Here is a 25133-nt window from a genome sequence, read left to right on the forward strand (position 1 = left end):
CCGGCGCACGTGAGAGGGGGGCGGCCCGCCTGAACCCAGGTGACCGCCCCCCTCGCGCACCCCCTATTCTTTGTCCTACGCACCCGCCGCAGGCGGTGGGTGCCGACCCGAGGAGCCGTCTTGGCCGATCTTCACGTCGAGCTGGTGGCCGCGGACCGCAGTGTCTGGTCCGGCGAGGCCACCCTGGTCATCGCCCGCACCACGTCGGGTGACATCGGTATCATGCCGGGGCACGAGCCGCTGCTCGGCGTGCTCGAGTCCGGCCCGGTGACCATCCGCACCACCGGAGAGGGCGGCGGCACCGTGGTGGCCGCCGTGCACGGCGGGTTCATCTCGTTCTCCGACAACAAGCTCTCGGTGCTCGCCGAGATCGCCGAACTGGCCGACGAGATCGACGTGGCCCGAGCCGAGCGGGCGCTGGAGCGGTCCACGTCCGAGGCCGACGCTGCGGCCGAGCGCCGCGCCGAGGTCCGGCTGGCCGCGGCGGCGGGCGCGCACTGAACGCGGCGCCGGCCGGATCCGTACCGGCATACGGATCACCCCGGCCCCGTAGGCCACGCAGACCGCACTGAGCACGCGGAGCACACCACGCAGTACCCCGCACGGCCGACGCACCCAGCGCCGGCCATGACCGCAGGACCACGGCGCCGCGGACTGCCCCGACGGGCGGTCCGCGGCTCCGGCACAGCAAGGGCGGCAACCATTCCCAGGCGAGGAGGTCGGTGGACGTGATCCTCGCTTTCGAGGTGGGCTTGTCGGTCATCGCGGCGGGGCTGCTGGGGCTCTTCGTCTTCGGGCTCCGCCGGCGGCTCATCCAGCGGCCGGGCGGCACCTTCGACTGCAGCCTGCGGATCGCCCCGGCCGAGGACGCCGAGGCGGTCGCCGGCTCCGGCGGCAAGGGGTGGGTCTACGGGGTCGCCCGGTACAGCGCCGACCAAGTGGAGTGGTTCCGGGTCTTCTCCTACGCCCCCAGGCCGCGCCGGGTGCTGGACCGCCCGGCGATCGAGGTGCTCGGCCGGCGCGCCCCGCAGGGCTCGGAGGAACTGGCGCTGCTCTCCGACGCGGTGGTGCTGAGCTGTGTGCACCGGGGGACCCGGCTGGAGCTGGCGATGAGCGACGACGCGCTGACCGGCTTCCTCGCGTGGCTGGAGGCGGCGCCGCCCGGCCAGCGGGTCAACGTGGCCTGAGCGCCTGAGCGCCTGAGCGCCTACAGGCCAGCGGGTCGGGCCGTCGTGCTGGGACCGGGAGCCGACGGGCGGCGTGGTCGGCCCCCGGCCGTGTGGGGGGATGGGCTCCGCCCGGCGTCGCGGACCGCTCACCCGGGTGTTCTCCAGTCGAGCGTAGAAAGGTCTGGACCACTGGTCAAGAGGTCTGGACCACATGGCCGGGACCGGTGGGGCTCAGCGGTTCTCGCCCGGCACCCACAGGATGTCGCCGCGCTCCTTGTTCGCCGTCCGGGCCAGGATGAACAGCAGGTCCGACAGCCGGTTGAGGTAAGTGGCCGTCAGGGGGTTCATGACGGCGGCGTGTTCGGCCAGCGCGGCCCAGGTGGAGCGCTCCGCCCGGCGGACGATCGTGCACGCCTGGTGGAGCAGCGCCGCGCCGGGCGTGCCGCCGGGCAGGATGAAGCTGTGCAGCTTGTCCAGGTCGGCCAGGAAGCGGTCGCAGTCCGCCTCCAACCGGTCGATGTAGGACTGCTCGACCCGCAGCGGCGGGTATCGGGGGTCCTGGACGACCGGCGTGGCGAGGTCGGCGCCCACGTCGAAGAGGTCGTTCTGCACCCGGACCACGACGGCGGCCACCTCGGGCGGCAGCGCGCCCAGCGCCAGGGCGACGCCCAGCGCCGCGTTCGCCTCGTTGGCGTCGGCGTAGGCGGCGATCCGCGGGTCGGTCTTGGCGGTGCGGCTCATGTCGCCCAGCGCGGTCGTGCCGTCGTCGCCGGTGCGGGTGTAGATGCGGGTGAGGTTGACCATGCCGTCGAGCGTAGGGCCTGCCGGCCGGGATCGTCCCGGACCGAGCCGCACGTACCCCGCCCGTTGCCCGGACGCGGTGGCGCGTGGTCCGCGCGCGGCCCGGACGCGGCCCGCGGCGGCCCAACTGTGCGACCAACGACACACGGTGACGCTGCCGACAACCTGTCGCGCCGGGCGGCGGACCGAGGTTAGGGTCCGGCCATACCCCGACGGAGAGGTGTGTGGACCGTGGCGAAGAAGCTCGCTGTCATCGGAGCCGGACTGATGGGCTCGGGCATCGCGCAGGTGGCGGCCCAGGCCGGCTACGAGGTGACCCTGCGGGACGTCACGGACGAAGCGCTCGCCCGCGGCAGGGACGCGGTCCGCTCCTCCTACGAGAGGTTCACCGCCAAGGGCAGGCTGACCGCCGAGGACGCCGAGGCCGCGCTGGCCCGGATCACCACCACCACCGACCTGGACGCGGCGGCCGACGCCGACCTGGTGGTGGAGGCGGTCTTCGAGCGGATCGAGGTCAAGCGGGAGATCTTCCGCGACCTGGACCGGATCGTCGGCGACGACACCGTGCTGGCCTCCAACACCTCGGCCATCCCGATCACCGCGATCGCCGCGGCCACCGGACGCCCCGAACGCGTCGTCGGCACCCACTTCTTCTCGCCGGTCCCGATGATGCCGCTGTGCGAACTCGTCCGCGGCCACAAGACCGACGACGAGACGCTCGCCCGCGCCCGGGAGTTCGCCGAGGGCGTCGGCAAGACCTGCGTCGTCGTCAACCGCGACGTGGCCGGCTTCGTCACCACCCGGCTGATCTCCGCGCTGGTGGTGGAGGCGGTCAAGCTCTACGAGTCCGGCGTCGCCTCGGCCGAGGACATCGACACCGCCTGCCGGCTGGGCTTCGGCCACGCCATGGGCCCGCTCGCCACCGCCGACCTGACAGGCGTGGACATCCTGCTGCACGCCGCGGCGAACATCTACACCGAGTCCCAGGACGGGAAGTTCGCCCCGCCGGAGCTCATGCGGCGGATGGTTGACGCGGGGGACCTCGGCCGCAAGAGCGGCCAGGGCTTCTACACCTACTGACCGCCCCGCCCGGTTCCTGAACGGACCCATCGAATTCACTCCAAAGAGTGAATTCAGCAGCGGTTCACGCACAGACGGCCACTCCTCTTTGCGACGGGCCGTCAGGTGTGTGAAGACATAGGGACCGGCCACAGGCCATGCCAGCGCTTCGGGGAGATTGACTATGCACATCAGGGGCGACCACGCCCGGCTGGTCGTCGGAGGCCGCCTCGACGTGGTCAGCGCGGCGGACGCCCGCGCGGCCCTGCACACCGCGGTCGACTCCGGCCGCGGCGACCTGGTGCTCGACCTGACCGAACTCGACTCCTGGGACGCCACCGGCCTCGGCGTGATCATGGGCGCCCACCGCCGGGCCGGCCGGGCCAACCGGCGGCTGGTGCTGCGTGGCGTGCCGCCGCAGATGCAGCGGCTGCTGGTCGCGACCCGGCTGCACCGTATTCTCGCGATCGAGGCCGAAAGGTGACGTTCGGCACGTAACGGGAGCAGCTGGGTCCCGGGCCTTCTTGGATGCGGCGCGAACCTTTAGAGTTTGCCCATCAATGGCCATGAGGCGTGCACCCCGTACGCCGTACCAGGGGTATCCCGCCGGGACCCGGCGCCGCCGCCGCGAGCGCACGGCAGGCGCGGTGTCGTACCGGTCCGGGGATGTCCCCACACGTCACGCACCCGGGGGGCGTAGGACATGGATCAGCAGACCGGCGGGCAGCAGGGCGGCGGCCGGCCGGAGGAGTGGCGGCCGGCCGAACCGCCGGGCGGCGCGTCGGACCTCCGGAGCACCTCGGGGACCGGCGGCGCGACGGGCTTCGGCGCCACGGCACCGGGCGGCTCGTCGGCGACCGGTGTGCCGTCGGCCGGTGTCCAGGCGGGCGCTCCGCCGGCCGGCCCCTCGCCGGTGACGGGCGGTACGGGGCTGTCGGCCAGCGGCGGGGGCGCGGACGCCGCCGGGGGCTTCGCGGGCTTCGGATCCTTCGGCGCAGAACCGCCGGCGGCCTACGACCGGCCCGCCGCCGAGTCCCCCGCCCCTTACGACCGGCCCGCCGCCGGGCAGTCCGGTGCTCCCGACCGGCCCGCCGCCGGGCAGTCCGGTGCTCCCGACCGGCCCGGCGGCCTGGAGCGGCGTGACGTCTCCGAACGGCGCGAGCGCGTCAGCCGGTACGAGGCGGTCGGCAGCTTCGACGCCTTCGCGGCCGGCGCCAAGCGGCCCGGCGGCTCCGTGCCCCCGCAGACGCCGGCCTCCCCGCCCGCCGGTCCCGCGACGGACCGTGTCGCGCTGCCCCCGGCGCCGTCCGACCCCGGCAGCGCCCTCGCGGTACGGCCGGCCGCCGAGCCGCCGGCCGTCCAGGAGGGCACCTCGCTGTTCGACAGCACGATGCCGCTGCCCAAGCTGACCCGGCCCACCCGTGACCCGCTCGCCCCCGAACTCGTGCCGCCCGGCGGCGGCAGCTCCCGGGTGCCGCGCATCGTCACCCCCGAGTACCTGCTCACCGTCAACCCGGTCGACGGCACCGAGGTCGTGCAGTGCCCGCCCGAGGAGCGGCGCACCCCGGTCCGCCGCACCCCCGAGGAGCGCGCCGCCTGGATCAGCGCGGCCCGCCCCGCGCCGCCGCCCGGCCCGCCCGCGCCCGAAGTGCCCCTGCTGGAACGGGACGAGGAGCGCGAGCGGCTCATCCGGCTGCTGGCCCGCGGCCGTTCGATACGGGTCACCGGACCGTCCGGCGCCGGCCGTACCGCGCTGCTGGAGTCCGTCGCCAACGCCTGCGCGGACCTCGCCCCCGACGGGGTGATCTGGCTGTCCGGCTACCACCTCACCGCCGCCGACCTGCTGCACGACCTCTACACCGTCGTCTACTCCGGCACCGGCTTCCGCCCCGGCCGCGGCGAACTCCCCGGCCTGCTGGGCGACATCGGTGCGATCGTGGTCCTGGACGACGTGGAGATCGGCGGCGCCGCGCTGGAGGAGCTCCTGGACGCGGCGCCCGAGTGCGCGTTCCTGATGTCCGCCACCCCCGACGTACCCGCGCCCGCGCCCGACTCCATGGTGGAGGAGGTGCTGCTGTCGGGACTGACCCGGGTCGCCTGCGTCGACCTGCTGCAACTCGTCACCGGGCGGCGGCTGGAGGAGGACGAGACCGCCTGGGCCGCCGACCTGTGGTTCGAGTCCGAGGGACTGCCGCTGCGGTTCGTCCAGGCCGGCGCGCTGCTGCGGCAGCGGGACGGCATGCGGGTGCCGCCCGACCCGGACCTCGACGACTCGGTGTGGCTGAACGGTTCGCCGCCCGGACCGGCCGAGTCCGCGCTGCCCGACCTCAGCGGCTTCGACGACCTGCTGCCCGACGTCACCCTGCCCGAGATACCCCAACTGTCGGCGCTGCCCCTGCGGTCGGCGGCCGGCGACATACCGCTGCCGTCGCTCGCGGAGAGCGCCGCCCCGGCCGACCTGCTGGCCTCCCGGCTCAGCGAGGCCGCCCGCGAGGCGCTCGCCTTCGCCGTCGCACTGGACGGCGAGTGCCCGCACCCCTCACACCTGCCCGCGCTGGTCGGCGACACCCACGGCGACGCGGCCCTCGGCGAACTCATCTCGGTCGGCCTCGCGGTGCCCGTCGCCTCGCATTTCCGGCTGGCCGCGGGTGTCGTCCAGCAGCTCGGCCCCGCGTTCGCCGCCGACGGCGAACTCAACGACGTACAGGCGCACACCGCGGCCCTGCACTACGCCTGGTGGACCGGCCACCCCTCCGTCACCCCGGAGCGCGCCACCGCCGAGTCCGAGGCGATCCTCGCGGCGATGACCGCGTGCCGCGACGGCGGCCACGCCTCCGCGGCGGTGCTGCTGGCCCGCACCGTCGCCCCCGTCTTCGCCGCGGCCCTGCACTGGGGCGCCTGGGAGCGGGCGCTGCGGATCGGCCAGGAGGCCGCCCGACTGTCCGGTGAAGTGGCGGAAGAGGCTTACTTCCACCACGAGTTGGGTGTGCTCGCGCTCTGCACCGGCCGGACGGACCGGGCCAGGGCGGAACTCGAGGCGTCGATCGCCCTGCGCGCCGCCCTGGCCGACCGCCAGGGCACGGTCGTCGGACGCCGCACCCTGGCCCTCGTCAACGACCGCGTCGGGGCCGCCGCGCTCGAACTCCCGCCGGGTGTCGCCGCCTTCGTCCTCCCCGAGGCGGCGCCCGTCGCCGTCAGCAGGACGCCGCCGCCCGCCCCCTCCGCGACCCGCCGGCTGGCCCTCCTCGGCTCCCGCCGCAACCTCGTCGCCGCCGGCACCGGTGTCCTGCTCGCCGCCGTCCTCGGCACGATCGTCACCATCGGCGCGACCGCGGGCACCGACGGCAGCCCCGGCCAGGTCAAGCCGGTCGAATCCGTTGACAGCGGCGCACCCGACGGCACGTCCCCGTCGTCCTCCGGCGGCGTCTCCGCGGCGCCCCCGGCGTCCGGGACCTCGCCGTCGACATCGGAGTCGGCGACGGACACGGCGGGCCCGCAGACCACGACGACCGACAGCGGCCTGTCCAGCCCGCCGGACACGCCCAGCGGTACGTCCGACTCGTCGTCCCCGACGACCAGCGGCACCACCGGCGGCCACACGACGTCCGGCGGCTCCACCAGCGGTTCGACCACGGGCGGTTCGACCACCGGCGGTCCCACGACCGGCGGCACGACCACGGGCGGGTCCACGACCGGCGGCACGACGACCGGTGGCCCCACCACCGGCGGTTCGACCACCGGTGGTCCCACGACCGGCGGCACGACGACCGGCGGCCCCACCACGGGCGGTGCCACCACCGGTGGTTCGACGGACGGCGGTTCGACGGACGGTGGTTCGACGACCGGCGGTGCCACCACGGGCGGTGCCACCACGGGCGGTTCGACGGACGGTGGCGCCACGGACGGCGGCGCGACCGGCGGCTGACCGGTGATCGACCGACGCGGCTGAGGGGCGGTCGGCCGGCGGCAAGGGGCGTTGCGCGCGGGCGCGGCCGTGTCCGGGGCGGGCCGAGTGCGTCCTCCCGCCGGCCGGCCGGGGCCAGCCGGCGGCCAGGCCACGGGAGGCTGGGTCGTCGGACGCGCGGGTCGTCGGACGCGCGGGTCAGCGGGTGGGCCGGTCAGCGGACGGACGGATCAGCGGGCGGGCCGGGCGAACTCCGGCTGGTCGAGCACCCGCAGCCAGCTTCCGTCGGGCTGGCGGCGGACCACCTGCGCGCGGGCGCCGGTGCCGTCCTTCGGCGGGGTGGCGGTGAGCGCGATGTCGCCGCTGATCAGCGTCGGCAAGGGGGCTTCCGGTTCAAAGCGCGGGCGGTCGGCCAGCACCGTCTCCCACAGCGTGCGGATGGCCGCCCGGCCGACGGTCCGGCTGCCGGGCGGGTACGCGAGCACCGCGTCCTCCTCGTAGAGCGCGGCGACCCCCGCCGCGTCACCGGCGTTGGATCGTTCGACGAACAACCGGGTGATGTCCTCCGGCCGCAGGGCCTTCTCGTACTCCGCCATGTGCTTCCTTCCTGAGGATCGTCAACCGGTGCCCGGCCGGGCCGGGCACCGCGTGCCGTCCAGCCTGGTCGCCTCTCGGGCAGAAGTCCAACAGCTGAATCTGCTCGAAGCTAGAATTCACAGTCATGGAACTGAGGCAGCTGGAGTACTTCGTCGCGGTCGCCGAGGAGCGGAACTTCACCCGGGCCGCCGCGCGGGTGCGCATCAGCCAGTCCGGGGTCAGCGCCCAGATCCGCCGGCTGGAACGGGAACTCGGTGCCGAGCTGTTCGACCGGTCGGCGCGTACCGCCACCCTCACCGTCGCGGGGAAGGCCGCGCTCGAACACGCTCGGGCCGCGCTCGCCGCCGCCGGGGCGGTCGAGCAGGCGGTGGGCCAGGTGGCCTTGGTGATCCGCGGACAGCTCACCCTCGGCATGGTCACCGGTTGCACCGTCACCCCGTGGTTCGACGCGCTCGCCGCCTTCCACCGGGCCCATCCCGGAGTGCGGATCTCGCTGCTGGAGGAGAACTCCGAGCGGCTGGTGGAGTCGGTACGGGCCGGCGCCGTCGATCTGGCCCTGGTCGGAACCGCGACCGCCGCCCCGGCCGGACTGGAGGCGCTGACCGTCATCAGCGAACGGCTCGTCGTGGCGGTGCCCCCCGCGCACCCGCTGGCGTCGCGGCGGCGCGTCGCCCTCCGGCACCTGACCGCGTACCCGATCGTGTGCATGCCCGCCGGCACCGGGCTGCGTACTGTCCTGGACCGGGCCTGCGCGGCCCAAGGGCTGCACCCCGAGATCGCCCTCCAGGCCAGTGCCGCCGACGCCATCGCCGACCTCGCCGCCCGCGGGCTGGCCGTCGGCGTCCTCAGCGAGTCGATGGCCGCGCGTCACTCCGACCGGCTCGCCGCCCGCATCCTCGACGACGTCACCGCCCCCGCCCTCCTCGCCCTGGCCTGGCGGCCGGCCCCCGCGCCCGCGCTCCGCGAACTCCTGCGGTACTGCCGCGGGTCCTTTGCGGGGCCGGAGCCCGGCAGGTGAGGTCACCAACCGGTTGAGCGGCGCGGCGCGGCGCGCGCGGGTCGGCGGGTGGGCGGTCACGCGGCCCGCGCGGGTCGGCGGGTGCCCCGTTCGGTCGGTCCGGTCTTCGCGCGGGCCCAGGTGACGGCTGCGCATTCCCGGTGGAGCCGGCGGGGATGTCGGCGCTCGGGCCCGCGCGTCATCGGGCCGGTCCGGGTTCGGGTGGGTGGATGAGTCGGTCGAGGATGCGTTGGGTGAGTGCCATGTCGAGGAGTTCGAGTTCGACGTCGGCCATGCGGGGGTGGGTGTCGGGGGCCTGGGGTGGCGGTTCGGCGGTGAGAGGTTCCGGTGTTTTCCGTGTGAGTTCGCACCAGATGATTTTTCCGCCGGCGAGGGGGTGGTAGGTGCCCCAGCGTTCGCTGAGTGATGTGGCCAGGAGCAGTCCGCGGCCGTCTTCGGCGTCGGGGTCCTGCCGGGGGATGGCGGGTGTGCCGTGGCTGCGGTCCCAGACTTCGACGAAGAGGCCGGTGCCGGTGGCGCGGAGCTGGACGCCGATGACGTGGTGGCCCCTGACGGCCGCCCGCGCCGCGGCGTCCCGGGCGCTGCGTGCCTGCGTGACCGCGTTGGTGACCAGTTCGGACGCGATCAGCTCGGCGGCGTCGGTCTGCTCGGCGAGCTCCCAGCGCCCGAGCTGCTGCCGGACGAACGCCCGGGAGTCCCCGGCGGCGGTGGGCACGGCCGCCAGACGGATGCTGGCGACGTAGAACGTACTCGGCGCCGACGGCATCGGCGCCGCCGCCGGCGTCAACCACACCATCGTCCTCACCGGCCCCCCACCCCGCACAGATCCGCACTGGCACCGGCGCCCGCACCGCGCACGACACACGCGGCGAGGTACTCCCCGAACACGGGGCCGGCGCCGAAACGCCCCACGGCCGGCACCACCACCGCACACTCCCCCAACTCCTCGACCGGCTCTGCCAGGACGGCGAGACCGCCCTCCTCCACCTCCCGACAGACGACCGCCAGGTCATACCCCTCCACCTGCGCCCCCTGGAACAAACGCAGCTCGGCTTCCGCGACCTCCTCTTCGGGCGCGCTCATGTACGCACACATGTAGCCATGGATCGGACGCTTCATTTCGCCTCCTAGCGGCGGATGAGCGGGCGACGACGTTCGGCATCACGTGCCACACCGCACTCGATCACGAGGGGGCCAAATCCGCTCACGCCCTACGTGATGACACGAGTGAAGCACTGGACTACTCAGATATGCAACACTCCAGATTGGAAATCCGGGAGTCGGATTCTCGAACACGTATACCCTATTCCAAAATGGAAACATGTGAGCTTCCATTCCGGATGTAAGATGGGTTCCAGATCGGAGGTACACCAAGTGGCAGAGACGGCAAGCGGCTCGACCGTGCCCCGCCGTCAACTGGGGCGACACCTGCGTGAGCTGCGCAACCGCGCGCGGTTGACGGTGCGTGCAGCGGCGACAGCTCTGGAGTGGTCGGACCAGAAGCTATGGCGCATCGAGACGGGGCAGACGTCCATGCGCAGCCTGGACGTTGAGGCCATGTGCCGGGTTTACGGCGCCGACGCCGAACTGGCTGCGGCACTCATGGGTCTTGCCAAGGAGACGAAGGGCCGGGGTTGGTGGCATGCGTACGGTGACGTGATCCCGGAGACGTTCGACTTGTACATCGGACTGGAGGAAGCGGCGGAACGCCTCAACCAGTACAGTGCCGAACTGGTCCCCGGACTGTTGCAAACCACCGACTACGCGCGGATGTTGATCAGTGGGGACAATCCCGGGGTTGCCGACGAGGAGATCGAGCGGCGAGTCCACGTGCGGACTGCTCGGCAAGCGCTGCTGACCAGAGTGACGAGGCCCCTTACCCTGGAAGTGGCACTCAGTGAAGCCGTCCTCCGAAGGCCTATCGGTGGTCAGCAGGTGATGGCGACTCAGCTTGAGCACCTACTCGAACTGGCGGCACTGCCCCACGTCTCCATCCGCGTCGTGCACTACGGAGCGGGGTTGCATCACGGGCTCATGTCCGGGCCGTTCACCATGCTGCACTTTCCGATCAACGGCGATGGTCAGCCGACCGAACCCACCACGGTCTACGTCGACGGCTTCACCGGTGATCTGTACCTCGACAAGCCGCACGAGATCGAACGCTACGGCGCAGCGTTCACAGCAATCTGGGGCTCTGCCTTGAACGACAAGGAGTCACAGGCCCTCCTTCACCAGGCAGCAAGGGAGCTACGGCAGTGATGAGTTCTGAGCTGACGGGCGCGGTGTGGCGCAAGTCCAGCCGGTCCGCGAACAATGGTCAGTGCGTAGAGGTCGCTTTTCTCGACGACCGGCGGGTCGCCATGCGGGACAGCAAGAACCCGACCGGCCCTGCCCTGGTTTTCACGCCGGGCGAGTTCGGTGCGTTCGTCGCCGGCGTGGCCGCGGGAGAGTTCAACCAGCGGTAGTCGCTTGTCCGGCCAAGGATCCACCAGGAGCGCCTGATCGTTGCAGCCGGTCGGGCGCTCCTGTGCTGCCGACCGGCTCGCCGTCGGGTCGACACGCCTGCCCTGACGGCCCGGGGGTGGCCCCCGGCGGGAAATGCGCCGACGCTGCCCGCGTGGATGGGCCCGATGAGGTGGGCGCAGCCCTGAACGCTCGCGGAAGCGTCAGGTCAGCGGGTCGCGGACGCTCCACGATGGGCCCACGGCCGTAGAGCGAGGGTGGCGATGGCCAGGAGGCCCGCCGCTGCCCACAGGGGCACGTGCAGGGTGGACTGCCTGGCGATGAGGCCGCCGGTGAGGGCTCCGAGTCCGGCTGCGCCGACGCCGAAGAGGCGGAAGGCGGAGGTGACGCGGCCCAGGAGGTGGTCCGGCGTCAGGGCCGGGCGGGCGGAGCTCGCGGCGACACTGGTGAGGGTGGAGGCGGCGCCGATCAGCGCGAGGAAGGCGCCGGGCGCCGCACCGTGCCGCAGCAGTCGACAGACCTCGCCCACATCCCGCCCCCACGGAGAGCAGGCAGGGTTTCGGGATATCCGCCGGCCCCTGTCGGAGTCATGTGCTCGACACCGTCGTCAACCATCGGATCGGGTCACCAGCGCCTCCACACGGGAGCGGAAGGACACGGCCCGGGGATCGGTAAAAGGAGTGAGGTGGGTCAGGGCCTCAGTCCAATGGGCACGGGCGGCCTCCGGGTCTTCCGTGTGAACGGCTGCGGCCAGGTGGTCGAGTTCCAGGGCGAGCTGCCAGGTGTCTTTGAGGTCACGGTGGACGAACGCGGCCTGGCGGTGGAAAGCGGCGGCCTCACCGTGGCGATCCATCGCGGCGTACGCCTGGCCCGTACCGCGCCAGGCCAGGGCTTCGCGGCTGCGGTCGCCGAGCCGTCGGTGGAGCATGGCGGAGCGCTGGTAGGAGATCAGGGCATCGCCGTACTGGGCGGCAGCGCGCTGGACATCGCCGAGGGTGAGGAGCCAGAAGCCCTCCCGGGCGTGGTCGCGCAGGGCGAGCGCGATGTCAAGTGCCTCGTCGATGGACCGCCGTGCGGCATCCGCGTCGCCCTCTTCGAGTCGCAGCGCGGCTGCGATCCGCAGGAGGTTGCCCTCACCGCCTCGGTTGCCCAGAGCCCGGTGCGCGGCCAGTGCCTCGTCGATGACTGAGGCGGCTTCGGGCAGGCGGCCGGCGCTCAGGCGGGTGCTGGCGATGTTGGCCAGTGCGGTGGCGGTTCGTCGGCTGTCGCCCAGGTCGCGGAAGACGGACATGGCTTGCACGAAGTGCGAGTCCGCCAGGTCGAGTTCGCGTCGCCGTAGATGGATCAGGCCGATGAGGTTGAGAGCCTGGGCCTCGTCGGACCGGCTCTGCGAGCTGCGGGCCAACAAGACGGCTTTGTTCAGGACGTCCAGGCCCTCGGAGAAGTTGTTCAGGGCCCTGTGCGCGATGCCGGTGTTGACGAGCAACCGCCTCTGCGCTCTTTGGTCCTCCTGTCTCGCGGCTGCCTCCAGCCCGATGCGACCCGCCTCCAACCAGTCGCGCTCCGAGGAGGAAGGGGGCCGTGTGAACCACAGGACGGTGGCCAACTGCCAGGCGGTCTGGTCCAGTCCGTTGCTGGCAGCGTCCCGCACGGCGGGAAGGAAGGTGCCGTGCTCCCGTTCCGACCAATCGACGGCGGCGTTGTAGTCGGCGAAGACGAGCGGCCTGACTTCTGGCAGGGGTTCAGGCAGTGGCAGGCGGTCTTCGGACGGATAGAGCCAGGTCTGGGCGGCGTCGGCGGTGTGGAGGTACCAGCTCAGGACGCGTCGTCGCGCTGCTTGCCGCTGGTCGGCGGACTCCTCCGACTGGACCCGGTCGGTGGCGTAAGCACGCAAAAGGTCATGGAACTGGAACCGGTCGGGGGCGTTTTGCTCCAGCAGGTGAGCACCGACGAGATCGTCGAGCAGCTGGCGTGTTCTGCTGAGCGCAAGCTCACCGAGGGCCGCTGCGGCGTGGAGGCTGAACTCCCCTGTGGGGTGCAGGCCCAGGAGCCGGAAGAGGCGGGCCGAGTGGGTGGGGAGGGCGCGGTAGGACCAGGCGAAGACCGACCGGATGGCCTCGGCCTCCTCGTCGATGCCGGTACTCAGGGCCTCCCAGAGGGCGGACTCATCACGCAGATCGCTGATGAGTTCGTCGAGTCGCATGTGCGGGTGGCTGGCCGCGCGCTCCGCTGCGATCCGCAGGGCGAGCGGAAGGCGGGCGCACAGATGCGCCAGTTCTGCGAGTTCGTCCGCGTCGTCCTCGGGCCGGTAGTCTCGAACGACGGCCCGCAGCAGAGCGACCGCCTCCGGCTCCGGAAGCGTCCCCAGGGTGATCCGGTGAGCGCCGTCCCGTACCGAGAGGGATGCCAGGCGGCTGCGGCTGGTGACCACGACGAGGCTGTCTCCACCGCCGGGGAGCAGCGGGCGGACCTGGCTGACCGTTGCCGCGTTGTCCAGGAGGATCAGGACTCGGTGGTCGGCGAGCAGTGAACGGTACATGGCTGCCGCGTCGTCGACATCTTGGGGAACCTCGGCTGCGGTTACGCCCAGGGCTCGCAGGAAGCGCTGAAGTGCCTGGGCGGCGGTGACCGGTTCTCCGGGGTCGTAGCCGCGGAGGTTGACGAAGAGCTGGCCGTCGGGGAATCGGTCCTTGACCTGGTGCGCCCAGTGCAGGACCAGTGAGGTCTTGCCCGCTCCCGCCGTGCCGGCCACCACATGGACGGAGGCGACGAGGCGGCCGCCGTGTCGGTCGGTGAGCCCCGCGTTCAGCTGGCCCAGTTCGTCGGAGCGATTGACGAAGATGTTCACGTCGGCCGGCAGTTGACGTGGGACGATTCGCGATGCCTCCGAGGCGGCAACCCGGTGAAAGTGGATGTCACCGGTGACGCTCCCGGCCTGTACGACATCGCGCGACGATCCGGAGAGGTCGTTCCGCGAATCTCCCAGTCGCCTGTTGTCTTCTGTGGGCACGTCCATCGATGCCGCCTCGGTCAGGCCGCGGGCGGCGGAGGCAGGTCGGCCACGGCACGGTCGAAGTACACCTGGACCGTCTCTGCGGCCCCGTACAGCGCCCGCAGATACCTCGCCCAGTTTCCCACCGTGCCGGGATCGGTGAAGCGGACCGCCCCGTCGGGGCGGCCGGCCTCGGTGTACAGCACCCGGTAGAGAACCCGACCATCCAGGAGGTTCAACTCGGGCAGGGGCGCTTTGCTCTCGGCCGCGGCGACCGCAACTGCAGGCAGGACACGAACGGAGTGCCCGCACTCCGCGGTAAGCCGGAGCCAGTGCAGCTCCCACTGCACGTACGGCGTCAGCGGCTCCTCGACCACACGAACGCGATGGGTTACCGCGCCCCGCGCCGCCTCCGCCCGGGCCCTTCGAACCAGGGCGTCACGCTCGGCCTCGAACAGCCGCAGCACCGCCGGCCAGTCTCCTTGGCGGAGCGCCTGCCGGCTGTCGTCGTTCGTCTCCTCAAAGTGCTGCAACCGCTCGAGTTTCCAGGACTCCCCATCACGGACCGCCGCCCGCCGCTCCTGGAAGTCCCGCTTGTAGGCCTCGCGTGTGAGCCGCTCACCCAGCTCGTCGGGTAGCTCAGGGCTGGGGAGATCAAGCATCGGGAATGTCCGCCTTCGCCGCACTCAGCATGTTGCCGGGGATGACGACCAACCGCTCGTCCGGTCCCAGGCTCACTCCGGCCGGCAGGTGTGAGCGGTAGTGGGCGGTGAGATCACGGCCGATCACGGCAACGTCGCCGTTGCTCAACTGCCAGATGTCCGGGCACTCGTCTTCGTCCTTGGAGTTGCCCAGCTCCGCCGCCGACTTGCCGAGGCGCTTGACGAACAACACCGACGGATCCGCTTCCCACCTGCGGGCCACGACTGCCTCCGGTATCCGCGACATCACTGACGGTGGCCTCAAGGGTACCGGAGCTACTTGGACGTGTGCGTCAAAACCTCACGTGGAAAGGCCCTTTCCTGGCGACGTGCGAGCGTCCCAGCCCCATCGAATGGCCTGGCCAGGTGATACGCCTCATACAGGCCGGGCAGCCCGTCGGCATGCACAGGGCCCGAACCGTGCCTGCCCTCGGCACTGGAAGAGTCAACCGTGACCTTCACCTTCCCGCGAGCAAGGGGCGGGAGGACTGTTGAAGGTGATGCCGGAGAAGTCCCGGCCTTGGATCACGGGACCGTGCTGTGTGCCGCCGCTGATCGTGTTGGTCACCGTGCCCCCGGACAACGCCGGCGCCCGGCGACGCCATGACTCCAGTGCTGCGTCGAACTCCAGGTCGCTGGCTGCGCGCGCCGCGAGGGCACTGCTCAGCGCTTCCGCGCGGGCCGGTTCGTCTGGCACCTCGTTCAGCGCCGCCCACTCGGCCGCGCCAGACGCCACGGCACCCGATCGGCTGAACGGCCTCCGCACCAACTCACCCAGTGCGACCCAGACCTGGCGGCCCAACTCGCCCCCGGCCCCGCCTGCCAGAGCCGCCAACATGCCCGCAGATACGGGATCCAAGGCCGCCCCTCGCCTGCACGCTTCCGGGTCTCCTCGCTATGACTTACCCGCTGAGGTCGTTATCCACACCGGCACCGCCGCCCGCCGCTGCGCGGCCGAGCTCGGCGCGCGTGCGCACACCTCCGGCGACCGCGTGGTCGTCGGTCCGGGCGGCCGGGGGCGGCGCGCCCTCGCCCGCGGCTTGACCCACGTCATCCAGCGGCGCGGTGGTCCTGTCCCGGGCTCCTGCGCTTGATCCGCTTTGACGGACATTCGAGATCAGGGGTTCTGCCCCGGGAGGATGTCCATCATGGAGAGCATGGGGAAGAAGAAGCCTCGCTCTCGCCGCTCGTTCACGCCGCAGTTCAAGGCCGAGATCGTCGAGCTTTGCCAGCGCGGTGACCGCTCGATGGGTCAGATCGCGAAGGACTTCGATCTGACCGAGACCGCGGTGCGTGACTGGGTCAAGCAGGCTGAGGTCGACGCCGGCGAGCGGGACGGCCTGACCAGCGGCGAACGCGGGGAACTGGCCGCACCGCGGCGGGAGAACCGCCGACCGCGCGAGGACGTCGACATCCTCAAGCGGGCCACGGCTTTCTTCGCGAAGGAGACCCGGTGACGGTTCACCCGTTCATCGAGGCGGAGAAACACGCAGGTCACAGCGTCAAACGCGCCTGTGAGCTCTTGAAGGTCTCCCGAGCCACCTACTACGCCCGCCGTACCGCGGCACCCGGTCCCCGCGCCGTCCGCGACGCCGGACTGACCGGGCAGATCACCGCCGTCCACACGAGGTCGCGGGGAACTTACGGTGCCCCGCGGGTCCACGCCGCGCTGCAGCACGACGGTGCCGTGTGCGGGCGTCGCCGTGCCGCCCGGCTGATGCGGGCGGCCGGGCTGGCAGGCGTGCATCGCCGACGACGGCACCTGACCACCGTTCCCGATCCGCGGGCCGCCGCCCGTCCCGACCTCATCGCCCGGGGCTTCCAGCCCGACCCCACTGGGCTGGATACACGCTGGTGCGGTGACATCACCTACCTCCCGACCGACGAGGGCTGGCTCTATCTGGCCACCGTCATCGACATCGCCTCACGCCGAATCGTCGGCTGGGAGACCGCCGACCACATGCGCACCGATCTTGTGGCCGACGCCCTGACCGCCGCCTGCCGGCAGCGTCGCCCGATGCGACCGGTGATCTTTCACTCGGACCGCGGAAGCCAGTACACCAGCCGGCAATTCGCCGCCCTGGCAGACCAGTTCGGGGTTCGTCTGTCGGTCGGCCGCACCGGGCAATGCCGGGACAATGCACTGGCCGAATCGTTCTTCGCCACCATCAAACGGGAACTGCTCGACACGCGCACCTGGCCCACCCGGGCAGCCGCACGCATCGCGATCTTCGACTTCATCGAGGGCTGGTACAACTTGCACCGCCTGCACAGCAGCCTCGGCTACCTCAGTCCCGCCGGCTACGAGACCACACACGCAGCCTGACCACCACACCAATGGTGTCCGTCAAAGCGGAACAAGCTCAGGCTTCGCTGGTGCGCTCTACCTTGACAAGCAGCATGAGGTGGATCGCCAAGAGCAGGCGTTCAACAACATCAAGAGCGCCTCGTTGAATGAGGCAGCAAGTAGGACGTTTCTTGCCGAGGCTGTGAAGGGGTGGCGGAGTGAGTAAGGACGATCTGGTCGGCGCGCGGTGGTTCAAGTCGAGCTACAGCAATGGCCAAGGAGAGTGCGTAGAGGTCGCTTTTCTCGACGACCGGCGGGTCGCCATGCGGGACAGCAAGAACCCGACCGGCCCTGCCCTGGTTTTCACGCCGGGCGAGTTCGGTGCGTTCGTCGCCGGCGTGGCCGCGGGAGAGTTCAACCAGCGGTAGTCGCTTGTCCGGCCAAGGATCCACCAGGAGCGCCTGATCGCCGCAGCCGGTCGGGCGCTCCTGTGCTGCCGACCGGCTCGCCGTCGGGTCGACACGCCTGCCCTGACGGCCCGGGGGTGGCTTCCGGCGGGAAATGCGCCGACGCTGCCCGCGTGGATGGGCCCGATGAGGTGGGCGCAGCCCTGAACGCTCGCGGAAGCGTCAGGTCAGCGGGTCGCGGACGCTCCACGATGGGCCCACGGCCGTAGAGCGAGGGTGGCGATGGCCAGGAGGCCCGCCGCTGCCCACAGGGGCACGTGCAGGGTGGACTGCCTGGCGATGAGGCCGCCGGTGAGGGCTCCGAGTCCGGCTGCGCCGACGCCGAAGAGGCGGAAGGCGGAGGTGACGCGGCCCAGGAGGTGGTCCGGCGTCAGGGCCGGGCGGGCGGAGCTCGCGGCGACACTGGTGAGGGTGGAGGCGGCGCCGATCAGCGCGAGGAAGGCGCCGGTGGCGTAGACGTCGGGAACGGCGGCGATGCCGGCCCAGGCGAGCCCCTGGAGGGCGCAGGCGATGGCCATCATCTGGCGGTAGCTGAGGCGGCGGGTCAACGGTGCCGCGCGCCAGCCGGTGATGATGCCGCCGACGGCGGCGACGGCGAGGAGGATCCCGTATCCGGCGTCGGCCACGTGCAGCGTGCTCGTCGCGTAGAGGACGAAGGTGGCCATGGAGACGTTGAAGGCGAAGTTGTAGGTCGCCATCGCGGCCGCCAGCAACCGGAGTTCGCGCGTCGCGCGCAGGTGCGCGAGCCCGGCGCGAATGGCTGCTACGAGGGGCTGGCTGCTGCCGGCGGCCGGCATCGTGGGCAACGTGCTGATGCAGGCCGCGGACAGAACGAACGAGGCGGCGTCCCCAGCGAAGGGCAGCATCCGGCCCGCGGCGAACGCCGCTGAACCGATCGGCGGTCCGGCCAGCGAGCGGCCGATGGTGTCGATGGCCCAGTAGCGGCCGTTGGTCCTGGTCAGGATCTCCTTGTCCCGCCCGACGATGACGGGGATGACCGACTGGGAGGCGGCGTCGAAGAAGCACTGGGCGACGCCGACGACCAGGATCGCTCCGACCAGCGTGGCCAGTGCGGCGTGGCCCGTGGACACGAGGACGGCGAGGCCGGTCAGGATTCCGGCCCGGGTCAGGTCGGCTGTGATCATGACGAGACGGCGCGGCCACCGGTCGACCAGCGCGCCGGCGGGCAGCCCGACCAGGAGCCAGGGAACGTAGAACGCGGCGGTGACCGTGGAAACGGCCAGCGGGTCGTGGGTGACAGAGGCGGCGAGCAGCGGGGCAGCAGCCAGGAATGCGCCGTCCCCGGTGACCGAGATTCCCGTGGCGGCCAGCAGCGGGGCGACCCGCCCGGTGGCGACCCGCCGCGCTGCCTGTGGCGCTTGCTCGTCCTGGTCCGTGCTCAGCTGGGCATCCGATCCGGCGTGAAGTCACCACAGGCCAGACCCTGCAGGAAGGACGTCCACGCCACGGGGGAGAAGGCGAGAATAGGGCCGGTACCGCGGTCCTTGGTGTCACGGACGCCCACCATGGGCAGACCAAGGGCCACTTCGACGCATCCCGTTTCCCCGCTCACATTGCTCTTGCGCCAGCGGGCGGAACGGAAATCCACGTAAGCCACTGGTTCCTCCAGCGTCGGTGTCGAGCGGTCAGGGCTGGGCGTGCTGATGGGCCCTGCCACCCAAGCGGGCCGCCGGCGTGCGCGCAAGACAGACATAGCGATTTCTAGCCACCGTGGAGCAGGATAAGATCATCCGGCATTCCTGGCTGTGCGGTGGGGTAGTTGTTCCGCTGGTCGTGACAAGGGCGGCCTGTGAGGCCGTGGGAGGGGGCGGAGTGGAACCGGAGATTGCCGCTCTGGCAGCCTCGGCAAGCACCACCCTGGTTACGTTGCTGGCCACCGAAGTGTGGCAGCGTGTGCGGGAGGGTGCGGTCGCTCTGTGGAGCCGGGCCAGTCCGGAGCGAGCCGAGGCGGTCGGCGCCGAACTCGACGTCAGCCGGGCAGACCTGCTGGCCGCTCGGGCTGCCGGGGACATGGAGTCCGAGCGGGAACTGCACGCCGAGTGGCAGGGGCGGCTACGTCGGCTGATGGCGGCTGAGCCGACGGCGGTAGAGGACCTTCTGCGTTTCATGAACGAACTGGGCTCATTGGCGCCTGCCCCTTCCGCGCCGCGGATCCAATTGCGGGCCAGCGCCTCCGGGCACGGCCGTGTCTATCAAGCCGGTCGCGACCAGCACATCACCGAGACGTGACCGGGGACCCTGGCGCGAATCCCGCAGCACCCGATCTCTCCCCCCAGGGTCAGGCATTCGGAGAGGGCCGGGTCTACCAGGCGTCCGGCGATCAGGTGATCACCGAGACCCATCATCACTACCCGTCCGCGACCGCCTCCGGAGACGCACGACGCGTCGGCCCGGTCCCCTGGCCGGCTCCCGACTCGGTTCGCACGGCGCGAGCCGAACGCCCACCTCGGATCCTGCGCGACCGTCATGAAGTCTGTGCCGCGCTGCTGGTGGGTCTGAACCGCGGCGGTGGTGATGTCCATGTCATCCACGGCATGGGAGGATCCGGCAAGACCTCCGTGGCGCTCTGGGCCTTCCACGAAGCGGTGAGCCATGGAATGGTCGGTCTGTGGGTGACCGCATCGGACCGGATGGCGCTGCGTGCCGCAATGCTCGCCGTCGCCGCCGACCGGGGCGCCGAGCCCTGGGAGCTCACCGCCGCTTACAACGGGCAGCGGGCCGCCGCCGACCTGGTCTGGCACTATCTGGACCGCTCCCCGCAGCCCTGGCTGCTCGTCATCGACAACGCCGACGATCCCGTGCTCCTGGACGAGGGGAGCTGGTTGCGCGCAAGCCCCGGTGGCACCGTTGTGGTCACCACTCGACGGGCCACCGCCGCCTTGTGGCGCGGCGCCGTCCTGCACCGCCTGGACGTCCTTCCCATCGAGGACGCCGCACAGGTGCTGCGCGACCTGGCCCCGGACGCGGGGGATCTGGGCCACGCCGAGGCGGTGGCGCGCCGTCTGGGATGCCTCCCGCTCGCGCTGAACCTGGCTGGCACCTACCTGTCCCGACAACTTCTGGAATCGTGGACGATGAGCGACTACCACGAGCGCTTACAGGACGACACCACTGGTCTGATCGACCAGGGCGCCGACGCACCGACCGGCGATTCGCGCCACCTGGTCTCGCGTACCTGGCAGATCACCCTAAACGCCCTCACCGCCCAGGGCGTCCCCGAGGCCACGGGTCTGCTGCGCCTGCTGTCCTGCATGAGCCCCGACCCGCTGCCGCTGATGGTCCTCACGCCCGGCGCCGTCGCAGCCACCCCGCTGTACACCCTCGACCCTCCGCTGCGCGGCAACCAGGTGGAGGCGGCTCTCCGCGCGCTGCTCGACCACTCCCTTGCCGTGCTCCAGGAGCAGTCGAACGGTCCGCACAACGAGGCCGTGCGCTGTGTCCTAGTCCACGGTCTCATCCTGGACAGCGTCCACGCCGGCATCCCCCAGGAGCAGCGCCACGTCTACCGGCGAGCAGCTGTCGATCTGCTCGCCGCCGCTCTGCGGACGGCAAGCGGATCAATTGCGGGGCCGACGCAGCTGCTACGCCTCATCTCACCGCACATCACGGCCCTCCTCCACCGCGCGGACCCGGCCACCGCCGAACGCCTCGTAACGCTGGCACTGTCGGCCACCCGGAGCATCCGCGACGCAGGCGACTACGGGGCGGCCCTCGCCATGGCCACACTGGCGGCTTCGACATCCGTGCGGTACCAGGGCGATGGTCACCCCGCCGCCTTGGCCGCACAGCACGAACAAGGCGATCTTCTCCGCCGTCTGGGCAAGCTCGACCAAGCCGAACAGCTTCTGCGCCAGGTCCACGGGCAGCGCTCCCACGTCCTGGGACCCGATCACCCGGACACCCTGCAGACCGCGGCGATCCTCAGCCAGCCCCTGTACCTCCTGGGCCGACACGACGAGAGCCTCAGTTGGCTGCACCAGGCCATCGAAGGACAGCGGCGGGTTCTCGGCGATGACCACGAGGAGACTTTGCGCAGCCGCGCGCTGATCCTCGAATTCCTTGTCGACGCCGGTCACAGCGAGGAGTTCACCCGGGAGGGCCCGGCCACCGTCGGCGCCTGCGAGCGCCACCTCGGTCCCGACCATCCGGTCACGGTCATCGCGTACAGCAACTACGCCTACGGCCTGCTCCACACCGGAAGCCCGGAAGGCGCGGAGGCCGCGGCCCGCACCGCGCTGGCCGCCCGTATCCGCCTGCACGGCCCGGAACACCCCCTGGTCTACTCCGCAACGCTCGTCCTGAGCTGGGCGCTGATGCTCCGTGGCACCCACGGCGAAGCCGTCGGGATGATGCGCGAGGCCGTCCAAGGGCGCGAGCGCCTCCTTGGACACGATCACCCGCTGTCAGTGAAGGCCCGCGTCCTCCTCGCCGAAAGGCTCATCGCCGCGGGCCGGAACGATGAGGGTCGTCAACTGATCCACACCGACTACGCGGAAGCGGAACGCATTTACGGAGTGGAAGATCCTGATCTGATCCGCATCCGTGCACTCGAGGCCTGATCGAGGTTTCGTCTCCCGTCGTACCGACGCCGCCCGCCGCTGCGCGGCCGAGCTCGGCGCGCGTGCGCACACCTCCGGCGACCGCGTGGTCGTCGGTCCGGGCGGCCGGGGGCGGCGCGCCCTCGCCCGCGGCTTGACCCACGTCATCCAGCGGCGCGGTGGTCCTGTCCCGGGCACTCCGACGGGTGGCGGGGTGGGGGTCTCCGGCCCCGCAGGCGTTTTCGAACGCGCCTCCGCGATGCACATCCACCGGCATCTGGTGTGTTCGCGGCGTGGGAACGTCAGTGGCTCCGTGAGCCGGCCATGACGTGCGGTCGGTTCCGCGGAGTCGGCACAGCATCCTTGCGTTCGCGGTGAGGCGGATTGCGGTCTCCGGGGACGGGAGGACGCCCCAGGGCCGGCGTATTCGAAAAAGTTGGCGGGAATTTCCCACCTACCGTGTGCGGGCCCGGTCGGCCTTCTCTCTGCAAGGCGCGCCCCGACTTCGGTGTGGCGCTCCGTGGCGGCTTGGCCACGCCTTTTAGCTGCGTACGGCTGTTCGGAATTTTTTCGGACAACCGAAAGGAGTCATTCCGGCTCCTTTCGCGTCGATATCAGTGTGCAGTGAAAACAACGGCGTTGGGCGGCCGGCCGGGCAGTGCCGGCGCCGGTGGAGCGATCGGGGCTGCCGCCCTGCGGCCTCGTCCGGAGAAGGGGAACCCTTATGTATCTCGGCAAGCTCGTACGGCGTGGCGTCATCGGCGGAGTTCTCGGGCTCGCCGCTACGGTGCTGCCCGCCGCGGCGGCGGCGCCCAGCGGCTGGCATGGCCTGGACGCCCGGGTGGACAGCGGTACCGGGCTGGCGGCCTGCGTGAGCCGGGCCCACCAGATGCGTCCCGGCGGCTGGACGTGTGTCGGTGGGACGCTGCGGGTGACGGTCGACGGCGGAGGGCAGGCGGTGGACCGTACGTACACCGTGGTAGGGGACACGGCCGTCGTCACCGCCGCGCCGGCGACGGCCGCAGCGCGGGACGACTACGACTCCTGGTGCGAGAACGGCTCGATCTGCGCCCGCAAGATCAACGCGTACACCTCGGAGGTCAAGGGCAACGCCGCCTACGGCGACGGCCACGGCGTCATCGGGACCTTTGACATCGTGTACCGCCAGAGTTTCGACGGGAAGCGCCCGCGCTGGCGGACCCTGCTCGACTGGGACACCGGTCCGCAGATCAACCCCGGTGCCTGGACCAACAACTGCCGGATCAACATCTCCGGCAAGGCCGACGGGTACTGCGGCAGGAACCCCGTCCATCTCAACACCATCGACCGGGCGCACACCCGTGCCTGGTGGCCCAGCAGCACCCGCTACGAGTACAACGACCAGCCGCTCAAGGACGCCCGCAAATACCACGACGACGGCTACGGGGAGTTCGTCGCCTTCGGGCACAAGCCGCTCTTCAAGGCGGGCGTGCTGCACACCGGCCGCTGGAGCAAGTGCAACACTCGCACGGGCTGCCAGTACTACCAGGTGCCCTGGCGTCCTTGAGTCAGCGGCTCCCGGTGACGCGCCCGGTCAGCGAGGCCATCACCTCGCCGCACAGGTCCACGAACGCGGCGGACAGGCGCTGTTCGACGCCGCGCCGGTCCGCGGCCTCGCAGAGGTGGTCGAGGACCGCGTCCAGGTCGTCGAAGCCGGACGGCGGGCGGAGCAGCCACACCCGGCCGGCCGGGCGGGCGGGAACTCCGACGGCGGCCAGGTCGGCGTTGGCGTCGCTCTCCAGCACCGCGAGGTCGTCCGGGGACAGCGGGTCGCACCGCACACCGGTGATCCGCCCCGCGGCGTCGGTGCGGGTCTCCACGGCCCACCGGGTGGACCGGTCGGGTACCCACACACGGTCGTCCTCGGGCCACACGTAGGGCAGGAACACCCACAGGGGGGCCTGCGGCGCGGGCTCCCAGCCGAATTCGGCGAGCTCTCTGACCTCGGGCAGCCGGTCCGGCTCCAGCTCGGTGCGCGAGGTCCTGCGCAGTGCCGCGGGGTGTGGTTGTCCGGCTTCGTCCCATCCCATGGGGATCAGCCTACGGTACGGTCCGGCCGGACGCCTTCGTCGCCGGGCGGACGCTCCGGCCTCAGAACAGCCGGTCCTCCGCCTTGTCGATACCGCGCAGTTCGTCGTAGTCGAGGACCACGCACCGGATGCCGCGGTCCTCGGCGAGGGTGCGGGCCTGCGGGGCGATGCTCTGGGCCGCGAGGACGCCGCCGACGGGCGCGAGCGTCGAGTCCCGGTTCAGGTACTCCAGGTAGCGCGTGAGCTGCTCCACGCCGTCGATCGTGGCACGGCGCTTGATCTCCACCGCCCAGTGCCGCGGCCGGGCGGAAGCGGTGGCCCTCTCGGCGGCCTTTCCGGTGTCCGGCCCGTCGAAGCCGCCGCCGGGCTCGATCCCGATGGTGACGGTGCCGGCGGTGGTGCCGGCGGTGGTGCCGGCGGCGTCCCGGCAGAGGATGTCCACCGGACCGATGGCGGTGGGGTACTCGCGGCGGACGAGGGTCCAGCCCTTGCCGAGGACCTCCATCCGGTCGGCGAGGAGCTCCTGGAGGTGGGCCTCCACGCCGTCCTTGACCAGTCCCGGGTCGACGCCGAGTTCGTGGGAGGAGTCGTGCAGTATCTCCTCGATGGTGATGATCAGTTGCTCGCCGGCCTTGTTGGTGACCGTCCAGAGGTTGTCCTCGGTCTCCTTGAACGAGCAGGGCGGGGACATCCAGTTGAGCGGTTTGTAGGCGCGGTCGTCGGCGTGCACCGACAGGCTTCCGTCGGCCTTGATCAGCAACAGCCGGGTGGCTGAGGGGAGATGGGCGGAGAGCCGGCCCGCGTAGTCGACGGAGCAGCGGGCGATCACGAGGCGCATGGACGGCAACGCTACTCGACCCCGCGCCCCCCGCGCGATTTCCCCGTCGTCCGGCCCGCCCGCCGCATCCGCCACCGGCGCCGCACGGGCGGACCCCGGCACCGTCCGACGGACCCGACAGGTGCCGACGGGCGCCGAGCGACGCCGACGGGCGCCGGGGGGCGCTGACGGGAACGGCCGGCAGCACCGGCCCGGCCGGCCCGGACCGG

General features: G+C 71.5%; 28 protein-coding genes. 16 read left to right on the forward strand and 12 right to left on the reverse strand.

What is annotated here, in order from left to right:
- The first annotated feature begins 120 nt into the window (after nt 1-120).
- Nucleotides 121-501, forward strand: coding sequence for a F0F1 ATP synthase subunit epsilon (locus RLT57_RS22970; RefSeq protein WP_311299170.1), 381 nt, complete (start codon nt 121-123; stop codon nt 499-501).
- 227 nt (nt 502-728) lie between these two features.
- Nucleotides 729-1187, forward strand: coding sequence for a DUF2550 domain-containing protein (locus tag RLT57_RS22975; protein ID WP_311300814.1), 459 nt, complete (start codon nt 729-731; stop codon nt 1185-1187).
- Nucleotides 1188-1400: 213 nt separating this feature from the next.
- Here RLT57_RS22975 and RLT57_RS22980 read toward each other — a convergent pair whose 3' ends face one another.
- Nucleotides 1401-1973 (reverse strand): cob(I)yrinic acid a,c-diamide adenosyltransferase, encoded by a 573-nt coding sequence (locus RLT57_RS22980; protein WP_311299171.1) that lies wholly within the window; start codon nt 1971-1973, stop codon nt 1401-1403.
- A 228-nt stretch (nt 1974-2201) separates the two neighbouring features.
- Between RLT57_RS22980 and RLT57_RS22985 the strand changes: the two genes are divergently transcribed.
- The 3 genes from RLT57_RS22985 (at nt 2202) to RLT57_RS22995 (ending at nt 6954) form a co-directional block, all read left to right on the forward strand.
- The gene (locus RLT57_RS22985) at nt 2202-3050 is read left to right on the forward strand and encodes a 3-hydroxyacyl-CoA dehydrogenase family protein (protein WP_311299172.1); all 849 of its coding nucleotides are present in this window, start codon (nt 2202-2204) and stop codon (nt 3048-3050) included.
- Nucleotides 3051-3213: 163 nt separating this feature from the next.
- Nucleotides 3214-3513, forward strand: coding sequence for an STAS domain-containing protein (locus RLT57_RS22990; RefSeq protein WP_311299173.1), 300 nt, complete (start codon nt 3214-3216; stop codon nt 3511-3513).
- Between the two features lie 219 nt (nt 3514-3732).
- Nucleotides 3733-6954, forward strand: coding sequence for an ATP-binding protein (locus tag RLT57_RS22995; RefSeq protein ID WP_311299174.1), 3222 nt, complete (start codon nt 3733-3735; stop codon nt 6952-6954).
- 209 nt (nt 6955-7163) lie between these two features.
- Here RLT57_RS22995 and RLT57_RS23000 read toward each other — a convergent pair whose 3' ends face one another.
- Nucleotides 7164-7529, reverse strand: a complete 366-nt coding sequence (locus tag RLT57_RS23000) for a YybH family protein (RefSeq protein WP_311299175.1) — start codon at nt 7527-7529, stop codon at nt 7164-7166.
- 125 nt (nt 7530-7654) lie between these two features.
- Between RLT57_RS23000 and RLT57_RS23005 the strand changes: the two genes are divergently transcribed.
- On the forward strand, nt 7655-8548 hold the full coding sequence (locus RLT57_RS23005; protein ID WP_311299176.1) for a LysR family transcriptional regulator: 894 nt from the start codon (nt 7655-7657) through the stop codon (nt 8546-8548).
- 178 nt (nt 8549-8726) lie between these two features.
- Here the strand turns inward: RLT57_RS23005 and RLT57_RS23010 are convergent, their stop codons facing one another.
- Together RLT57_RS23010 and RLT57_RS23015 are read right to left on the reverse strand one after the other, a co-directional pair.
- Nucleotides 8727-9344, reverse strand: coding sequence for an ATP-binding protein (locus RLT57_RS23010; RefSeq protein ID WP_311300815.1), 618 nt, complete (start codon nt 9342-9344; stop codon nt 8727-8729).
- A gap of 5 nt (nt 9345-9349) precedes the next feature.
- Nucleotides 9350-9667, reverse strand: a complete 318-nt coding sequence (locus RLT57_RS23015) for a hypothetical protein (protein ID WP_311299177.1) — start codon at nt 9665-9667, stop codon at nt 9350-9352.
- Nucleotides 9668-9922: 255 nt separating this feature from the next.
- Between RLT57_RS23015 and RLT57_RS23020 the strand changes: the two genes are divergently transcribed.
- Both RLT57_RS23020 and RLT57_RS23025 read left to right on the forward strand, forming a co-directional pair.
- A complete protein-coding gene (locus RLT57_RS23020; protein ID WP_311299178.1) occupies nt 9923-10807 on the forward strand; it encodes a helix-turn-helix domain-containing protein in 885 nt (294 codons plus the stop codon).
- Nucleotides 10807-11013, forward strand: coding sequence for a DUF397 domain-containing protein (locus RLT57_RS23025; protein ID WP_311299179.1), 207 nt, complete (start codon nt 10807-10809; stop codon nt 11011-11013). The genes RLT57_RS23020 and RLT57_RS23025 overlap by 1 nt, the downstream gene beginning before the upstream one ends.
- Nucleotides 11014-11219: 206 nt before the next feature.
- Here the strand turns inward: RLT57_RS23025 and RLT57_RS23030 are convergent, their stop codons facing one another.
- The 4 genes from RLT57_RS23030 to RLT57_RS23045 form a co-directional block, all read right to left on the reverse strand.
- A complete protein-coding gene (locus RLT57_RS23030; RefSeq protein ID WP_311299180.1) occupies nt 11220-11540 on the reverse strand; it encodes a hypothetical protein in 321 nt (106 codons plus the stop codon).
- Between the two features lie 78 nt (nt 11541-11618).
- The gene (locus RLT57_RS23035; protein WP_311299181.1) at nt 11619-13859 is read right to left on the reverse strand and encodes an ATP-binding protein; all 2241 of its coding nucleotides are present in this window, start codon (nt 13857-13859) and stop codon (nt 11619-11621) included.
- 182 nt (nt 13860-14041) lie between these two features.
- Entirely contained in the window at nt 14042-14665 is a 624-nt protein-coding gene (locus tag RLT57_RS23040; RefSeq protein WP_311299182.1) for a DUF6879 family protein, read from the reverse strand.
- The gene (locus RLT57_RS23045) at nt 14658-14927 is read right to left on the reverse strand and encodes a hypothetical protein (RefSeq protein WP_311299183.1); all 270 of its coding nucleotides are present in this window, start codon (nt 14925-14927) and stop codon (nt 14658-14660) included. Before RLT57_RS23045 ends, RLT57_RS23040 begins: the two co-directional genes overlap by 8 nt.
- Before the next feature lie 613 nt (nt 14928-15540).
- Between RLT57_RS23045 and RLT57_RS23050 the strand changes: the two genes are divergently transcribed.
- From RLT57_RS23050 to RLT57_RS23065, 4 genes are all read left to right on the forward strand, one after another.
- Complete coding sequence (locus tag RLT57_RS23050; protein WP_311299184.1) at nt 15541-15798, forward strand: eCIS core domain-containing protein; 258 nt, start codon at nt 15541-15543, stop codon at nt 15796-15798.
- Between the two features lie 54 nt (nt 15799-15852).
- Nucleotides 15853-16161: a transposase gene (locus RLT57_RS23055; protein WP_311299185.1), complete on the forward strand. Its 309-nt coding sequence runs from the start codon at nt 15853-15855 to the stop codon at nt 16159-16161.
- The gene (locus tag RLT57_RS23060; protein WP_311299186.1) at nt 16158-17030 is read left to right on the forward strand and encodes an IS3 family transposase; all 873 of its coding nucleotides are present in this window, start codon (nt 16158-16160) and stop codon (nt 17028-17030) included. The genes RLT57_RS23055 and RLT57_RS23060 overlap by 4 nt, the downstream gene beginning before the upstream one ends.
- Before the next feature lie 179 nt (nt 17031-17209).
- Nucleotides 17210-17419 (forward strand): DUF397 domain-containing protein, encoded by a 210-nt coding sequence (locus tag RLT57_RS23065; protein WP_311299187.1) that lies wholly within the window; start codon nt 17210-17212, stop codon nt 17417-17419.
- Between the two features lie 206 nt (nt 17420-17625).
- Here RLT57_RS23065 and RLT57_RS23070 read toward each other — a convergent pair whose 3' ends face one another.
- Together RLT57_RS23070 and RLT57_RS23075 are read right to left on the reverse strand one after the other, a co-directional pair.
- On the reverse strand, nt 17626-18861 hold the full coding sequence (locus RLT57_RS23070; protein ID WP_311300816.1) for an MFS transporter: 1236 nt from the start codon (nt 18859-18861) through the stop codon (nt 17626-17628).
- Nucleotides 18858-19076 carry a DUF397 domain-containing protein gene (locus RLT57_RS23075; RefSeq protein WP_311299188.1) on the reverse strand — a complete coding sequence of 73 codons (219 nt, stop codon included), beginning with the start codon at nt 19074-19076 and terminating at the stop codon, nt 18858-18860. The genes RLT57_RS23070 and RLT57_RS23075 overlap by 4 nt, the downstream gene beginning before the upstream one ends.
- A 215-nt stretch (nt 19077-19291) precedes the next feature.
- Here RLT57_RS23075 and RLT57_RS23080 point away from each other — a divergent pair, with 215 nt between their 5' ends.
- The 4 genes from RLT57_RS23080 to RLT57_RS23095 all read left to right on the forward strand — a co-directional run bounded on the left by RLT57_RS23080 (nt 19292) and on the right by RLT57_RS23095 (nt 23563).
- Nucleotides 19292-19708 carry a hypothetical protein gene (locus RLT57_RS23080; protein ID WP_311299189.1) on the forward strand — a complete coding sequence of 139 codons (417 nt, stop codon included), beginning with the start codon at nt 19292-19294 and terminating at the stop codon, nt 19706-19708.
- On the forward strand, nt 19705-22038 hold the full coding sequence (locus RLT57_RS23085; protein WP_399129201.1) for a tetratricopeptide repeat protein: 2334 nt from the start codon (nt 19705-19707) through the stop codon (nt 22036-22038). Before RLT57_RS23080 ends, RLT57_RS23085 begins: the two co-directional genes overlap by 4 nt.
- On the forward strand, nt 22022-22345 hold the full coding sequence (locus tag RLT57_RS23090; protein ID WP_311299190.1) for an eCIS core domain-containing protein: 324 nt from the start codon (nt 22022-22024) through the stop codon (nt 22343-22345). Before RLT57_RS23085 ends, RLT57_RS23090 begins: the two co-directional genes overlap by 17 nt.
- Before the next feature lie 396 nt (nt 22346-22741).
- The gene (locus tag RLT57_RS23095) at nt 22742-23563 is read left to right on the forward strand and encodes a hypothetical protein (protein WP_311299191.1); all 822 of its coding nucleotides are present in this window, start codon (nt 22742-22744) and stop codon (nt 23561-23563) included.
- A gap of 1 nt (nt 23564) precedes the next feature.
- On the opposite strand, the gene RLT57_RS23100 is transcribed toward RLT57_RS23095, so the two are convergent.
- Both RLT57_RS23100 and nucS read right to left on the reverse strand, forming a co-directional pair.
- Complete coding sequence (locus RLT57_RS23100; RefSeq protein ID WP_311299192.1) at nt 23565-24086, reverse strand: DUF5956 family protein; 522 nt, start codon at nt 24084-24086, stop codon at nt 23565-23567.
- Between the two features lie 61 nt (nt 24087-24147).
- Nucleotides 24148-24924 carry an endonuclease NucS gene (gene nucS / locus RLT57_RS23105; protein WP_311299193.1) on the reverse strand — a complete coding sequence of 259 codons (777 nt, stop codon included), beginning with the start codon at nt 24922-24924 and terminating at the stop codon, nt 24148-24150.
- Between the last annotated feature and the right edge of the window lie 209 nt (nt 24925-25133).

Source organism: Streptomyces sp. ITFR-21 (genome assembly GCF_031844685.1).
Taxonomy (GTDB): domain Bacteria; phylum Actinomycetota; class Actinomycetes; order Streptomycetales; family Streptomycetaceae; genus Actinacidiphila.